Source organism: Azospirillum aestuarii (assembly GCF_016632405.1).
GTDB lineage: Bacteria > Pseudomonadota > Alphaproteobacteria > Azospirillales > Azospirillaceae > Azospirillum > Azospirillum aestuarii.
Window position 1 is genome coordinate 835,072 of record NZ_JAEPIV010000002.1, and the last position, 14,233, is coordinate 849,304.

General features: G+C 70.6%; 13 protein-coding genes. 6 read left to right on the plus strand and 7 right to left on the minus strand.

Annotated elements, in window-relative coordinates:
* Positions 1-54: 54 nt before the first annotated feature.
* Positions 55-1,212, minus strand: a complete 1,158-nt coding sequence (gene ribA, locus JJL56_RS08590) for a GTP cyclohydrolase II (RefSeq protein WP_200484906.1) — start codon at positions 1,210-1,212, stop codon at positions 55-57.
* 227 nt (positions 1,213-1,439) lie between these two features.
* On the opposite strand from ribA, the gene JJL56_RS08595 reads away from it, so the two are divergent.
* The 4 genes from JJL56_RS08595 (at position 1,440) to JJL56_RS08610 (ending at position 4,649) form a co-directional block, all read left to right on the plus strand.
* A complete protein-coding gene (locus JJL56_RS08595) occupies positions 1,440-1,943 on the plus strand; it encodes a glycosyl transferase (protein WP_200484907.1) in 504 nt (167 codons plus the stop codon).
* 94 nt (positions 1,944-2,037) lie between these two features.
* Positions 2,038-2,727, plus strand: a complete 690-nt coding sequence (locus JJL56_RS08600; RefSeq protein WP_145623189.1) for a response regulator transcription factor — start codon at positions 2,038-2,040, stop codon at positions 2,725-2,727.
* A gap of 105 nt (positions 2,728-2,832) precedes the next feature.
* Positions 2,833-3,276 (plus strand): DUF2231 domain-containing protein, encoded by a 444-nt coding sequence (locus JJL56_RS08605; RefSeq protein WP_145623190.1) that lies wholly within the window; start codon positions 2,833-2,835, stop codon positions 3,274-3,276.
* Positions 3,273-4,649: a PQQ-dependent sugar dehydrogenase gene (locus tag JJL56_RS08610; RefSeq protein ID WP_200484908.1), complete on the plus strand. Its 1,377-nt coding sequence runs from the start codon at positions 3,273-3,275 to the stop codon at positions 4,647-4,649. The genes JJL56_RS08605 and JJL56_RS08610 overlap by 4 nt, the downstream gene beginning before the upstream one ends.
* 15 nt (positions 4,650-4,664) lie before the next feature.
* Here the strand turns inward: JJL56_RS08610 and JJL56_RS08615 are convergent, their stop codons facing one another.
* A complete protein-coding gene (locus JJL56_RS08615; protein WP_247889248.1) occupies positions 4,665-5,396 on the minus strand; it encodes a hypothetical protein in 732 nt (243 codons plus the stop codon).
* Between the two features lie 268 nt (positions 5,397-5,664).
* Here JJL56_RS08615 and JJL56_RS08620 point away from each other — a divergent pair, with 268 nt between their 5' ends.
* Positions 5,665-6,540 carry an MBL fold metallo-hydrolase gene (locus JJL56_RS08620; protein WP_145623192.1) on the plus strand — a complete coding sequence of 292 codons (876 nt, stop codon included), beginning with the start codon at positions 5,665-5,667 and terminating at the stop codon, positions 6,538-6,540.
* Positions 6,541-6,686: 146 nt separating this feature from the next.
* Complete coding sequence (locus JJL56_RS08625) at positions 6,687-7,499, plus strand: YcbK family protein (protein WP_200484909.1); 813 nt, start codon at positions 6,687-6,689, stop codon at positions 7,497-7,499.
* Positions 7,500-7,502: 3 nt separating this feature from the next.
* On the opposite strand, the gene JJL56_RS08630 is transcribed toward JJL56_RS08625, so the two are convergent.
* From JJL56_RS08630 to JJL56_RS08650, 5 genes are all read right to left on the minus strand, one after another.
* Positions 7,503-8,690, minus strand: coding sequence for an ABC transporter permease (locus JJL56_RS08630; RefSeq protein WP_200484910.1), 1,188 nt, complete (start codon positions 8,688-8,690; stop codon positions 7,503-7,505).
* Complete coding sequence (locus tag JJL56_RS08635) at positions 8,687-9,685, minus strand: ABC transporter permease (protein ID WP_119507538.1); 999 nt, start codon at positions 9,683-9,685, stop codon at positions 8,687-8,689. The genes JJL56_RS08630 and JJL56_RS08635 overlap by 4 nt, the downstream gene beginning before the upstream one ends.
* A gap of 4 nt (positions 9,686-9,689) precedes the next feature.
* Positions 9,690-11,552: an ABC transporter substrate-binding protein gene (locus JJL56_RS08640; RefSeq protein ID WP_247890977.1), complete on the minus strand. Its 1,863-nt coding sequence runs from the start codon at positions 11,550-11,552 to the stop codon at positions 9,690-9,692.
* Positions 11,553-11,779: 227 nt separating this feature from the next.
* Positions 11,780-13,678, minus strand: coding sequence for an ABC transporter ATP-binding protein (locus JJL56_RS08645; RefSeq protein ID WP_200484911.1), 1,899 nt, complete (start codon positions 13,676-13,678; stop codon positions 11,780-11,782).
* Positions 13,675-14,232, minus strand: a complete 558-nt coding sequence (locus JJL56_RS08650; RefSeq protein ID WP_145623197.1) for a hypothetical protein — start codon at positions 14,230-14,232, stop codon at positions 13,675-13,677. The genes JJL56_RS08645 and JJL56_RS08650 overlap by 4 nt, the downstream gene beginning before the upstream one ends.
* Between the last annotated feature and the right edge of the window lies 1 nt (position 14,233).

Here is a 14,233-nt window from a genome sequence, read left to right on the forward strand (position 1 = left end):
CCCGGCAAGAGCTGCCGGGCAAGGGGCGTTTCCTGCCCCCCGAAGAGTCGATTCTCAGAACATGTGCCCGCTGCGCTCCGCCTTGGTGCGCAGATAGCCTTCGTTGTGGCCGTTGGACGGGAAGATGTGGGGAACGCGCTCGACCACCTCGATCCCGCAGCGGGCGAGCTGGCGCAGCTTCTCCGGGTTGTTGGTCATCAGCCGCACGGCGGTGAAGCCCAGCTGCCGCAGCATTTCCGCCGCCGGCAGATAGACCCGTTCGTCGGCCTCGAAGCCGAGGATCTCGTTGGCGTCCACCGTGTCGAAACCGCGGTCCTGGATGCGGTAGGCGCGCAGCTTGTTGACGAGGCCGATCCCCCGACCCTCCTGCGCCAGATAGAGCAGGACGCCGCTGCCCTGCCGGGCGATCTCCGCGATGGCGCCGCGCAGCTGCTGGCCGCAGTCGCAGCGCAAACTGCCCAGCAGGTCGCCGGTGAAGCATTCCGAATGCAGGCGGGCCAGCACCGGCTCGCCCGCCACCGGGTTGCCGACGATGATCGCCAGATGCTCCGGCCCGCCGTCGATGGGGCGGAAGGCGGCGATGCTGGTGTTCTCGGCGCCGGACAAGGGAACGCGCGCCTCGGCCACCCGGCGCAGCGTGCGCACCACATGAACGCGGTAATCGGCGATGTCGCGGGCGCGGACCAGCAGCAGGTCGTGCTGCGCCGCCCACGCCGCGGCGCTGCCGGTGTGGCCGGCGGCCGGGGCGACGATGGCCGCCGGCAGCAGGCGCGCCAGCCGGGCAAGGTCCACCGCCGCGGTCTCGCGCGAACCGGGGTCCATCGCCGTGGCGGTCAGGCTGTCCGGCATGTCGCCATCCGGGCGATGTTCGGGGTCGGCCAGCGCGTGGGCCTCGTCCGCGGTCAGGCAGCGGGGAAGCGACAGGGCGACGACGCCCGTCCCCTCGCCCATCAGCTTCAGCACCGTGGCACGGCGGCGGGTAACGGCCAGGACCGGCGCGGCGCCGGTCAGCTGGACCAGCCGCTGCACGGCGTCGATCGCCACGGATTCCACCGACACCGCGGCGCCGACGCTGCCGTCGGCGGTCTCGATGGCGACGGCCTCGCCCCGGCGCAGGGCGGCCGTCGCCCGGTCCACCGCGCGCATGGCGGCTTCGTCCATGGGCAGGACGGCTTCGGGCGGGGCGGAGTCGGAAGGGGCGTCGGCGTACATAACGGAGGCTTCGCGTGCTGCGCCCCGAAGGGCGAAAGATCCCGACATGGGTCGGAGAGCGCGGGAAGCAAAGCGCAGGTGGCGCACCCCTGTCCAGCAAATCCCGCGCGCCACACCGTTGCCGACGGTGCAACGATGGCGCAAACCGCCGCCGGTGCGGGCGAATCCGGCTTGCGCTATGCTCGCCGTCCCTCTCCTTCCCTTCCCTGCAAGCGAGGCCCATCGCCATGGCGGACCAGCCCGCCCTGCATCTCCTCCTCCCCGCCAACCGGGCGCCGGACGGCTACGCGGAGCGCGTGGCGCTAGCGCTGGAGGGCCAGGGTCACAACGTCCTGCGCCATGCCCTGCCGGGCGATTACCCGCGGCTCGACCCCTCGGCGGTGCTGGCGGCGGACATCGCGCTGTCGCGCCTGCCGGACGGGGCGCGGGTGCTGGTGGACGGCGCCGCCCTGCCCGGCCTCGCCGCCGCCCTGGCGATGGACAACCGGCGCCTGAGGCTGGTTGCGCTGGTGGAACGGCTGCTCTGGCGGGAGCCCGGCCTGACGGCGGAGGAAGCCGCCGCCCGCCGCCATCTGGAGCAGGGCGCGCTGGCGCTGATGCGCGCCGTCGCCGTGCCGGACGCGGCGGCGGCGCGGGCGGTGGCGGACCTCGGCCTCGTCCCGGAGACGGTGGTCGTCCTCTCCCCGGACGGCGCCGGGGCGGCCCGGCTGGACAGCCTGTGGGGGGCCTGACGATCCGCACAGGCGGCCCTTCCGATAAGGCTAGGGCAATCCCGCGCGGGCCATGATAAGTTCCGCGCCCGGAGCCACCGGTGAACGCCCCCGAATGACGCCTGCGAAACGCATCCTTCTGATCGACGACGACACCGCCCTCCGGCAGTCCCTCGCCGAGCAGCTCCAGCTTCTGGAGGAATTCGAGACGGTGGAGGCCGGGGACGGCGCGTCGGCCCTGGCCGTGGCGCGGGAAGGCGGTTTCGCCGCCATCCTGCTGGACGTCGGGCTGCCGGACATGGACGGGCGCGACCTGTGCCGCCTGCTGCGGCGCGAGGGGGTGCGCTGCCCGGTCATCATGCTGACCGCGGCGGCCTCCGACGCCGACACCATCCTGGGGCTCGATTCCGGGGCCAGCGACTATGTCACCAAGCCCTTCCGCATGGGGGTGCTGCTGGCCCGGCTGCGCGCCCATCTCCGCGTCCACGAGCAGAGCGAGGACGCCGTCTTCGCCATCGGCCCCTACAGCTTCCGCCCGGCGGGCAAGCTGCTCCTGGCGGACGGCGGCGCCCGCAAGATCCGCCTGACCGAGAAGGAAACGGCGATCCTGAAATACCTGTACCGGGCCGGCGGCGCGGTGATCGGGCGCGAGACGCTGCTGGGCGAGGTGTGGGGCTACAACGCCGGGGTCACCACCCACACGCTGGAAACCCATGTCTACCGCCTGCGCCAGAAGATCGAGCGCGATCCGTCCAACGCGGAAATCCTGGTGACGGAGCCCGGCGGCTACCGGCTGGTGCCCTGATCCCCGGCCGGCGGCCACGCGGAACCATCTCCCTGCCTACCCATTGAAAGGATTGATTTCCAGGCCGTTTCGGCATGGACCCCCGTCGGGCAAGGAGATGACGTCTTGGTTGCCATCGTCGATCACGGCAGACCGGCAAGGGCCATCCATCCCTTGCACGCGGTGCTGCTCGCCGCCTCCCTTCCGCTGTTCCTGGGGGGCCTGCTCTGCGACATCGCCTATTCCAGGAGCTTCGAGATCCAGTGGAGCAACTTCGCCGCTTGGCTGATCGCCGGCGGCATGGTCTTCGCCGGCTTCTCGCTCCTCTGGGCCTTCATCGACCTGTTCCGCGCCGGTCGGCGCCGCGGTCGCGGGCTCGCCTACTTCGTCCTGCTGTTCATCACCGTCGCGCTCGGCCTCGTCAACGCCTTCGTGCACGCGCGGGACGCCTGGGGAACCATGCCGGAAGGTCTGATCCTGTCGGCGGCCGTCACCCTGACCGCCGCCCTGGCGACCTGGTTCGGCTTCTCCAGCTTCCGCATGGGCCTGCGCATGGGAGAGACGCGATGAAACGCTCCAGCCTGCTGGCCGCTGCCGCGCTCGTCGCCCTGCTGGCCGCCTGCGACAACAACGACAACCCGTCTCCGCCCGTCTACGGCGCCAACCCGCCGCTGCCCGAGCAGCAGCACGGGCTGCTGCCCAGCATGAAGATCGCCAACCCGGCCTCCTGGGGCGACCGGAAGCCGACCGTGCCGGAGGGCTTCACCGTCACGGCGATCGCCACCGACCTCGGCATCCCGCGCCAGACCCTCGTCCTTCCCAACGGCGACATCCTGGTCGCCGAAGGCCGGGGCGGCTCGGCCCCGCCGCTGCGGCCCAAGGACGTCATCGCGGGGATCATCAAGGCCAGGGGAACCACCTCGGTCCCCAGCGGCAACCGCGTCACCCTGCTGCGCGACGCCGACGGCGACGGCCGGTACGAGGAGCGCACGGTCTTCGCCGACCAGCTGAACGCGCCCTACGGGCTGGCCTTCGTGAACGGCCAGATTTACGTCGCGAACCAGGACGCGCTGGTGCGCTTCCCCTACCGCGACGGCCAGACCCGCGCCGAGGGGCCGCCGGAAAAGGTCACCGACCTGCCCTCCTACATCAACCATCACTGGACCAAGTCGCTGGCCGCCAGTCCGGACGGGCGGTTCCTCTATGTCGGCATCGGTTCCAACAGCAACATCACCGAACGCGGGATGCCCGCCGAGGCCGACCGCGCGATGGTCTGGGAGATCGATGCGCAGACGGGCGCGCACCGGCCCTACGCCACCGGACTGCGCAACCCCACCGCGCTGGCCATCCAGCCGGGAACGGGCACGCTGTGGGCGGTGGTGAACGAGCGCGACGAGCTTGGCCCCAACCTCGTCCCCGATTACCTGACCTCGGTCCGCGAGGGCGGCTTCTACGGCTGGCCCTACAGCTATTGGGGCCAGAACGTCGACCCGCGCGCCCAGCCGCAGAAGCCCGAGCTGGTCGCCGCGGCGATCAAGCCGGACTACAGCCTGGGCTCGCACGTCGCGGCACTCGGCGTCGCCTTCTCCTCGCCGGTGATGGGCGAGCGCTTCGCCGACGGGGTGTTCGTCGGCGAGCATGGCAGCTGGAACCGCAGCGTGCCCAGTGGCTACAAGGTGATCTTCGTCCCCTTCCGCGACGGCGCCCCCGCCGGCGCCCCGGTCGAGGTCGTGACCGGCTTCATGGGCGAGGACGGCAAGACCTATGGCCGGCCGGTCGGCGTCACGGTGGACCCGAAGGGCGCCTTGATCGTCGCCGACGACCTGTCGAACACGGTCTGGCGCGTCGCGGTGACGGATCGCTCGCCCAGCGCCCAGGCACCGGCGGGAACACCGGCGGATATGGGCAGTGCGCCGACCGATGGGAACGGATCGTCCAACTGAAACGGGAGAGCCGTGTCAGGGCCGCTTGCCGGGCGGTCCTGAACGGTCCGCGATGGTGACGGCGACTGGATAGCCCATCCAGCGCTGGCGCTTGTTCTCCAGGGCCGCTCCGCCGCGGGCCGGACCGGCCGGACGCCCGCCGCCCCACAGGCCGCGGCCGCGCGGCACCACGGGCAGCAGGCGGATCTTCCGCCCGACGATGGCCAGCCGGCGGCGCCAATGGGCGACCAGCTTGGTCGAGGTTCCGACCCGACGCGCGATCTCGTGATCGGCCAGCAGGGCGCTGCCGGGGTCCTGCAGCAGGTCCAGGATGGCGCGGCGCTTGTCCAGGCTGGTGTGGCGGCTGTGCTTGCGCTCCAGCGCTTTGCCGAGGTCCCAGAGCTTTTCCGCGGTTTCGCGGGCGAGGCCGCGCCAGCGGTCGGCCTCCTCCCGCTGGCGCTCCATGTCGCCGTTGCTCTTTTCAAGCTGCCGTTTCAGCCCGGCGATCTCCAGCTCCAGGTCGCGCACCTGGCGGCGCAGCCCCTGGACCAACTGGTCGGGCGGCGGCGGACGGTCGGGCGGCGGGGCGCTGGCGGCGGGCGGCGGTTCCGGGGCGGTGGAGACCGGACGGGCGCCGCGGGCGAGATCGCGGAACGACAGGCCGGCCCTCGACAGCATGATGCGCGCGGCGCGCAGAGCGGACTGGGCCTCGCCCTGATGCTCCGACTCGGCCATGGCGAGGACTTTGGCGAGTTTGTCTGGGTCCATCCGAGGGGGCGGGGTCCGGAGGCGATTTTTCGCGTCGATGGGCGAACGGGCGCAAACTACCACATCTTAGTGGATTGGGCACCTCCGCATCTCGGCGGTGCGGCGCGCCCTTTCCTCCTACCTCCGTTCCGCGCCCTCCCCCTTTCATCGAGGCGGATCGGCTCCCCTGGTCGGCCCCGGATCGACCATTGGACGGGCCGGCGAGTCGTTTCGTGAAACAACCTTTTCACTCGACTCGCGAGAGCCCTACCGCCAAATTGTCGGTACCATGACGGCACGAACCGTTTCCGACGCCTGTTCCGGTGTGCCTGACACCCCGCCGGACTTCACCGTTCGCTTCTGGGGCGTGCGCGGCAGCATCGCCTCCCCGGGGCCGGACACGGTCCGCTACGGCGGCAACACCCCCTGCGTCGAGCTGCGCTGCGGGGACGCTCTCCTGGTCCTCGACGCCGGCACCGGCCTGCGCCCGCTGGGCGAGGCGCTGATGCGCCGGGGGGAGGCGGTGGACGTCGATCTGCTGCTGACCCACAGCCACCTCGACCACATCTGCGGCCTGCCCTTCTTCGCGCCGGCCTTCGACGCGGCCAGCCGCGTGCGGATCAGGGCCGGCCATCTGGAGCGGGAGCGGACGATGCGCTCCGTTCTGGAATGCATGATGTCGGCGCCGCTGTTCCCGGTGCCGGTGGAAATCTTCCGGGCCGACTGCACCTTCCTCGATTTCGTCAGCGGCGAGACGCTGGCGGTGAAACCGGGCGTCACCGTGCGCACCGCCCGGCTGAACCATCCGGACGGGGCCACCGGCTACCGCGTGGAGTTCGCCGGGCGCAGCCTGTGCTACGTCACCGACACCGAGCACCCGGCCGACGGGCGCGACCCCGCCGTGATGGAGCTGGTGCGCGGCAGCGACCTGCTGATCTACGACTGCACCTACACCGACGCCGAATACGCCGCCCGCGTCGGCTGGGGTCACTCGACCTGGGAGGAGTGTCTGCGCATCGCCGACGAGGCCGATGTGAAGCGCGCGGTCATCTTCCACCACGACCCCCGGCGCACCGACGCCGATCTGGACGTCATCGCCACCGCCGCCGAAGCCCGGCGCCCCGGAACGCTGGTCGCCCGCGAGGGCATGGCGCTTCCTCTCTGATCGGCAACTATCCCCTTGGACAGTGATGCGCCGGGGACACGGCCAAGCCTCCGTTCGCGTCCCGTGGCCCGTTGTCACTGCCGGATCGTGTGACAATTATGGTATGAAAACCGCCTGCAACCGCAGAGAGAACTCTGGGGAGACGCATGCGGCATCTTCTGCGCTTATCGTTGCTGGGCCTGCTCGCCGGCGGAACGCTCGCCGGCTGCGCCTCCACTCCGGGTCCCCAGGCCTCGTTCGATGGCGGCCCCCGCTCGATCGTCCTGCACCATCCCGCCAGCGGCGAGACGGTCAGCGTCACCTACCGCCGCGCCGACGGCTATGATCCTCAGGCTCTGGACCGCATCGCCAGCCTGTTCCGCGACCGCCGCACCGGCGAGACGGTGCCCGTCGACCCCACCCTGGTGGAGCTTCTGGCCGACCTGCGGGACCGCTGCGGCGCCGACCCCGACACGCCGGTCCACATCACCTCCGGCTACCGCTCGCCGCTGACCAACGTCACGCTGGCCCGCAGCAACCCGAACGTGGCGGAAAACAGCTATCACTTGCGCGGGCAGGCCGCCGACATCTCCATTCCCGGCGTCCCGCCCCGCCGTCTCGCCGACGAGGCCGCGGCCCTGCAGCGCGGCGGCTACGCGCTCTACCCCCACACCGGCCACGTCCATGTCGACACCGGCCCGGTCCGCACCTGGAGCCCGAAGGGCGGCGACCCCCGCATCCTGGAAGCCAGGGCGACCCCCGCGAAAGCCGCGTCGGGCAAGGCGGTCGCCACCAAGGCATCACCCGCTCCGCGGACGCAGGTCGCGGCGGCCGAGCCCGCCCCGCCCAAGCGCGCCCCGGCCAAGGCCGTGCCCGCCGCCGCCCTGGCAAAGGGCAACGACGCCGACCTCGCCCGCGTCCGCATGGTGCTGGCCTCCCTCAAGGAGCAGCCGGAGCCCGCGGCGAAAAAGAAGCCCTGAGGGTTACCGATACGGGTCCGCCGCATCCCTCAGGCCGTCGCCGAGGAAGTTGAAGCTCAGCACGGTCACGATCACCGGCAGCACCGGCAGCATCAGCCAGGGGTACAGCGCCACCACGTTGATGTTCTGCGCCTCGGTCAGCAGCACCCCCCAGCTGGTGATCGGCGGGCGCAGGCCGAGGCCGAGGAAGCTCAGCGCCGTCTCGCCCAGGATCATGCCGGGGATGGCCAGCGTCGCCGAGGCGATCAGGTGGCTCATGAAGCTGGGCAGCAGATGCCGCCCGATGATGCGCGCCGGGCTGGCGCCCATCAGCTGGGCGGCGGTGGTGAAGTCCTCCTCGCGCAGGGCCAGCAGCTTCGACCGCACGGCGCGGGCGAGGCCCGTCCATTCCAGAAGGCCCAGGATCACCGTGATCCCGAAATAGATGAAGATCGGGTTCCAGGTGACGGGCAGGGCGGCGGACAGGGCCATCCACAGCGGCAGCTCGGGGAAGGAGCGGATGATTTCGATCAGCCGCTGGATCAGGTTGTCCACCCAGCCGCCGTAATAGCCGGCGATGCCGCCGATCACGATGCCCAGCACGAAGCTGACCGCGACGCCGATCAGCCCGATGGTCAGCGAGATGCGCGTGCCGTAGATCATCCGCGACAGCAGGTCCCGCCCCAGCCGGTCGGTGCCCATGAGGAACAGCGTTCCGCCCTCCGCCGGGCAGGCGAGGTGCCAGTCGCTCTCCACCAGTCCCCAGAACTCGTAACGGTCGCCGCGGCAGAAGAAGCGGATCGGCTGCACCTTCGTCAGGTCCGGCGTGTACTCCCGTTTCAGGATCTCCATGTCGAGGTGATAGCGGTAGCCGTAGACGAAGGGACCGACGAATTGCCCCTCGTGGAACAGGTGCACGCTCTGCGGCGGGGCGTGGATGAAGTGGGAATTGCGGCTGTCCACCGCGTAGGGGGCAAGGACCTCGCTGACCAGGGTCGAGGCGTAGAGCAGCAGCAGCACGATCCCCGACGCCACCGCCAGCTTGTGCCGCCGCAGCTTCCACCAGACCATGCGCCATTGCGAGGCGGTGGTGAAGCGCTCCTGCTCCGGCGACAGCCGCTCGACCTCGTCGGGGTCCCAGGGGGCGGTGTCGACGGTGTGGGGCAGGGGGGTGTGGGGCAGGGGAGTCCGGGTCGGAAGGGAGGCGCTCATCGGCTGGCTCCCCCGCTCAGGCGGATGCGCGGGTCGAGCGCGGCCAGCGCCAGATCGGACAGGAAGACCCCGATCACCGTCAGAACCGCCAGGAACATCAGGAAGGAGCCGGCCAGATACATGTCCTGGCTGCGCAGCGCCTGGAGCAGCATCGGCCCCGTCGTCGGCAGCGACATCACCACCGACACGATGGCGGCGCCGGAGACGACCTGCGGCAGCAGGTTGCCGATGTCGGACACGAAGGGGTTCAGCGCCACCCGCAGCGGGTACTTCACCAGCGCCCGGCCCGGCGGCAGGCCCTTGGCCCGCGCGGTGACGACGTAGGGCTTGTGCAGCTCGTCCAGCAGGTTGGCGCGCAGGCGGCGGATCATCGCGGCGGTGCCGGCGGTGCCGATGACGATCACCGGAATCCACATGTGCTCGAACACGCTCATCGCCTTGCCCCAGCTCCAGGGCTGGCCGATGTAGCGCGGGTCCATCAGCCCGCCGATCGAGGTGCCGAACCATACGTTGGCGAAATACAGCATCACCAGCGCCAGCAGGAAGCTGGGCGTCGCCAGCCCCAGGAAGCCGAGGAAAGTCAGGACATAGTCGCCCAGGCTGTACTGCCGCGTCGCCGAATAGATGCCGATGGGGAAGGACACCACCCAGATGAAGAGGATGGTCGCGAAGGACACGATGGCGGTCAGCGACAGCCGGTCGCCCACCACGTCCGACACCGGCAGGTTGTATTCGAAGGAATAGCCGAAGTCGCCGCGCAGCATGCCGGCCAGCCACAGCGCGTACTGCTCGTACATCGGCCGGTCGAGCCCGTAGGTCTCGCGCAGCATGGCCAGCCGTCCCTGGTCCATGCTCTCTCCCCGGCTCTGCATCTCGTTGACCAGCGTGGTCAGATAGTCGCCGGGGGGAAGCTGGATGATGACGAAGGTGATGACGCTGATCGCCAGCAGCGTCGGGATCATGATGAGGATGCGGCGGATCACGTAGCCCAGCATGGCCTCACCCCTTTCTGTCGAACCAGAAGCCGTCGGGCCGGTACAGCCCGAAATGCGCGCCGGGGTCGTAGTTGAACAGACCCTCCTCCGGCACGTTGCGCAGGGTGCGGCGCGCCACCACCGGCTGCGGCACCCCGGCCACCGTGCCGATGGTGAAGACCTGATCGGCGTTGAGCGTCAGGATGCGGGTCCAGGCCGCCGCCCGCCCCGCCTCGTCCGGGGCGTCGCGCCAGGCGCGGAAGGCCTCCAGCAGGTCGCGCGCCTCGGGCATGTCGGGGCGCTCGCCGTCCTTGCCCATGGTCTGGAAGAACTGTCCCCATTTCGGCCACTGGTACTTGGCCTGATCGACCGGCACCAGCTCGCCGGGGCTCATGTCCGCTGTGGCGATGGCGTTGTCCAGCCCGCGCGAGATGGACATGCAGGTGTCGCCGGCGAAGATGCGGTTGCGGAACACATCGAGCTGCGAGGAGCGGATGTAGAGCCGCGCCCCGATGCGCCGCCAGCCGTCGGCGATCAGCTCCAGCGCGTCGGTCTCCTCCGTGCTCTCCCCGGCGGTCTCCACCACGATCTCCAGCGGGCGGCCGTCGGGCAGCAGACGGACGCCGTTGACGTCGCGCTTCGTCAGGCCGACCTCGTCGAGCAGCCGGTTGGCCTGCCGGACGTCGAACTGCGCCCAGCGGTCGCGGTAGGCCGGCACCCACAGGGGCGAGACCTCCAAGAGCGTGTTGTTGGACGGGATGGCGAGGCCGTAATAGATAACCTGGTTCATCTCCTCGCGGTCGATGGCCAGCGACAGGGCGCGACGGTAGCGCACGTCGCGGTTCAGCGCGCGCCACACCGGGTCGTTGCAGGTCAGGTTGGGGAACAGCGCCACCTGCGCCCCGATGCCGGTGCGCCACAGCGTGACCCGTTGGTCGTTGCGCTTCGCCCCCTGCTTCAGGAAGGTGTAGTTGTCGAACCGCAGGTAGCGTGCCTGGAGGTCGCTCTCGCCCGCCCCGGTCTTGGCCGGGATGATCTTGGCGTCGGCGACCGTCATGATGACCCGGTCGATGTAGGGCAGCTGCCGCCCCGCTGGGTCCACCCGATGGAAATAGGGGTTCCTTACGAAGATGAAACGTTCCGCGGGCGGAGCGGTCGTCGGCACCCAGGGCTGCAGGGTCGGCAGGTCCGGGTTGTCGAACTCGGTCAGATTGTCCTTGCGGTTGTGAAGCTGCTGCCAGCTTTTCTGCCGCGCCTCCTCCACGCGCTGCTTCAGCTCCAGCGGCTCGGTGAAGCGGGGGTGGAAGCGCCGCAGGTAATGGGCCGGGGCGTAGATCTCCACCGGCTTGGCCCCGGCCAGCATCGGCAGGAAGAAGGGGTTGGGGCGGGTCCACGTGTAGCGCACCGCGGCGGCGTCCAGCACCTCGAACTTCGGCGCTTCCCCGGCCACCAGCATCTCCGGCGGCGGCCCGCCGGGGAAGCGCTTGGCGTTGTTGGCCATGTCCTCCCACCAGTAGCGGAAGTCCTCCGCCGTGAAGGGATGGCCGTCCGACCAGCGGTGGCCGCGGCGCAGCGTGAAGGTGAAGATCCGCCCTTCCGCCACATCCACCCGCTCCAGGATGTCGGGCACGATGCGCAGGCTCGGGGTCAGCGCGACCAGCCGGGCGTAGCTGTAGACGTAGATCAGCCGCGTGTCCTTGGTCCGCGCCATCAGCAGGCGCAGGTCGCCGCCATGGCGCCCCGGCGACTGCCAGGGCCGGTCCATCGGCTCGACCAGGGGAGTGAGCGGCAGCCGCTTCTCCACCGGCGGCAGCGACCCGGCGCCGACCGCGTTCTCCAGCATCGGCGTCTCGACCGCGTCGAAGGCGCTGAGCCCGAGGAAGGCCAATGCCAGAAGGGCACGTCGCCGCCATCCTCCCTCTCCCCTCCGCTCACGCGCAAACGAAGTTTGCGCTGACGCGACAGGCGGACCTTCGGTCCGCCGAAAGCGGGGAGAGGGTCGGGGTGAGGGGGTTTCCCGTGGCGGGGCGTCCGGCAAAAGCGCAACCCCCTCACCCTTCCCTCTCCCCAGAGGGGAGAGGGTATTGAACGTCGCATCGGGAACGGTCCACATCATCACGCCACCTCCCGCACGCGGACGGCGGCGTCGGCGCGCACGCAATGGCCGCCGCCGAGATCGACCAGATGGGGCTGATGGTCCGCATCGATGGTGAAGGGGGCGGGCCAGCGCGCGGGGTCGGAGGCGCGGCCTTCCTCCAGGTCGGTCAGCGACAGCGGGCGGCTGGGGTCCGGCTCCGGCACGGCGGTCAGCAGGGCACGGGTGTAGGGGTGGACGGGGTTGCGGAACAGCGCCTCGCGCGGGGCCGACTCGACGATCCGCCCACGGCACATCACCAGGATGCGGTCGGCCATGTAATCCACCACGGCCAGATTGTGGCTGACGAACAGGTAGGTCAGGCCGAGCCGCTCCTTCAGGTCCTTCAGCAGGTTCAGCACCTGCGCCTGGATCGACACGTCGAGCGCCGACACCGGCTCGTCGAGCAGCAGAAGCTCGGGCCGCAGCGCCAGCGCGCGGGCGATGCCGATGCGCTGGCGCTGGCCGCCGGAGAAGCTGTGCGGGTAGCGGCGCAGATGCCGCGCGTCCAGCCCGACCAGCCCCATCAGTTCCTTCACCCGCGCGGCGCGCTCCGCCTCGTCGCCGATGCCGTGGATGACCAGCGGTTCGGCGATGATGTCGAAGACGGTCATCCGGGGGTTCAGCGAGCCGAAGGGGTCCTGGAAGACGAACTGCACCTTGCGGCGGAAGGCGGTCAGGGCCGCACCCTCCAGCTCCAGAACGTCGACGATCCGGCCATGGTCGTTGAAGCGGACGCTGCCCTGATCCGGAGTCAGGGCGCGCATCAGGATCTTCGACAGGGTGGTCTTGCCGCAGCCCGACTCGCCGACCAGCCCGACGCATTCGCCGCGCGCGATGGCGAAGCTGACGTCGTCCACCGCCAGCGTGCCCGCCCCGGCCTTGGCACCGAACCAGCCGGCCTTGCGCGCCCCGTAAAGCTTGCGCACCCCCTCCACTGCCAGCAACGGCCCCGCCGCGTCGGCGCCGGGCGGCCAGGGCTGGTGGTCCTTCTCCAGCAGGCTGCCGCCCTGCGACGTGATGGAGCGGATCGGCACCAGCCGTTCCCCCGGCGCCATGTGGAAGCGCGGAACGGCGCGCAGCAGCGCCTTGAGATAGGGATGGCGGGGGTCGGCGAAGATGTCCTCGCGCGTGCCGGATTCCATGATCCGCCCGCGGTGCATCACCACCACCTCGTCGGCGAGGTTGGCGACCACCCCCAGGTCGTGGGTGATGAGCAGGACGGCCATCCCGAGATCGGCCTGGAGGTCCTTGATCAGCTTCAGGATCTGCGCCTGGATGGTGACGTCCAGCGCGGTTGTCGGCTCGTCGGCGATCAGCAGGGCGGGGCGGCAGACCAGCGCCATGGCGATCATCGCACGCTGGCGCAGGCCGCCCGACAGCTCGAACGGGTAGGTGTCCAGCGCCCGCTTCGGGTCTGGGAAGCGCACCCGGCGCAGCATGTCCTCCGCCTGGGCGCGGGCCTGCCGGGCGGTCACCCGCTGGTGCAGCCGCACCGCCTCACCCACCTGATCGCCCACCGTGTGCAGGGGCGACAGCGACGTCATCGGCTCCTGGAAGATGATCGAGATGCGACCGCCGCGCAGCGCCCGCATCGCCGTGCCGTCGGCCTTCAGCGAAGCGATGTCGACGGGGCCGGCGCCGTCGTTGACGATCCCGTCGTCGAACAGGATTTTTCCATCCGCGATGGCGGCGTTGCGGGGCAGGATGCGCAAAATCGACTGCGCCGCCACCGACTTGCCCGAGCCGGATTCGCCGACCAGGGCGACGGTGGAGCCCGCCCGCACCCGGAAGGACACGCCGCGCACCGCCTGGACCACGCCGCCCGGCACCTGGAAATCGACCTTCAGGTCCTCCACCCGGAGCAGCGTGCGGCTCATGGCGCCGGCCTCGTCTCGTTGGGGTCCTCCGGCGGCTCGATGCCGAGAGCGATCAGATTGTCCACCGTCACCGGGGTCAGCGCCACGCCGTTGCGCCCGGCGGCGAGGGCGGCCTGTTCGATCACCGCGTCGAAGCCCTCCAGGTTGCTGTCGAAGCGCAGGGTCGTGCCGCCGCCGCTCAGCGTCGCCTGCATCCAACCGTCGTCGCGTCCCCGCCTGGTCGCGTAGTAGCGCAGCCTCAGCCCGGACAGCGCGTCCCAGCGGATGGCGCCGCCCAGCGGCCCGTCGGCCCGCAAGCCCTCGCCGTCCATGGTCAGGCGGGTCAGCTGGCGTTGCAGGGTGCGCGCCGCGAAGACGGCGAACAGCGCCGCGCAGGCCGCCAGCGGCACGGCGATCCAGGGGGTGACGGGCAGGAAGGCCAGCGGCAGAACCGTCAGCGCCAGCCCGGCCCCGGCCCGCGCGTAGTCGCCGGCCAGCGCCCCGGCGGGGTAGCGCATCTCCGCGACGGTCGGCGTCTCCCCGGTCGAGGGTCGGGCCATGGGCAGCTCGGCCATG

Coding starts and splice junctions, on each gene's coding strand:
- ribA (WP_200484906.1), bottom strand. CDS start 1,212: ATGTACGCCGACGCCCCTTCCGACTCCGCCCCGCCCGAAGCCGTCCTG.
- JJL56_RS08595 (WP_200484907.1), top strand. CDS start 1,440: ATGGCGGACCAGCCCGCCCTGCATCTCCTCCTCCCCGCCAACCGGGCG.
- JJL56_RS08600 (WP_145623189.1), top strand. CDS start 2,038: ATGACGCCTGCGAAACGCATCCTTCTGATCGACGACGACACCGCCCTC.
- JJL56_RS08610 (WP_200484908.1), top strand. CDS start 3,273: ATGAAACGCTCCAGCCTGCTGGCCGCTGCCGCGCTCGTCGCCCTGCTG.
- JJL56_RS08615 (WP_247889248.1), bottom strand. CDS start 5,396: ATGGACCCAGACAAACTCGCCAAAGTCCTCGCCATGGCCGAGTCGGAG.
- JJL56_RS08620 (WP_145623192.1), top strand. CDS start 5,665: ATGACGGCACGAACCGTTTCCGACGCCTGTTCCGGTGTGCCTGACACC.
- JJL56_RS08625 (WP_200484909.1), top strand. CDS start 6,687: ATGCGGCATCTTCTGCGCTTATCGTTGCTGGGCCTGCTCGCCGGCGGA.
- JJL56_RS08630 (WP_200484910.1), bottom strand. CDS start 8,690: ATGAGCGCCTCCCTTCCGACCCGGACTCCCCTGCCCCACACCCCCCTG.
- JJL56_RS08635 (WP_119507538.1), bottom strand. CDS start 9,685: ATGCTGGGCTACGTGATCCGCCGCATCCTCATCATGATCCCGACGCTG.
- JJL56_RS08645 (WP_200484911.1), bottom strand. CDS start 13,678: ATGAGCCGCACGCTGCTCCGGGTGGAGGACCTGAAGGTCGATTTCCAG.
- JJL56_RS08650 (WP_145623197.1), bottom strand. CDS start 14,232: ATGGCCGAGCTGCCCATGGCCCGACCCTCGACCGGGGAGACGCCGACC.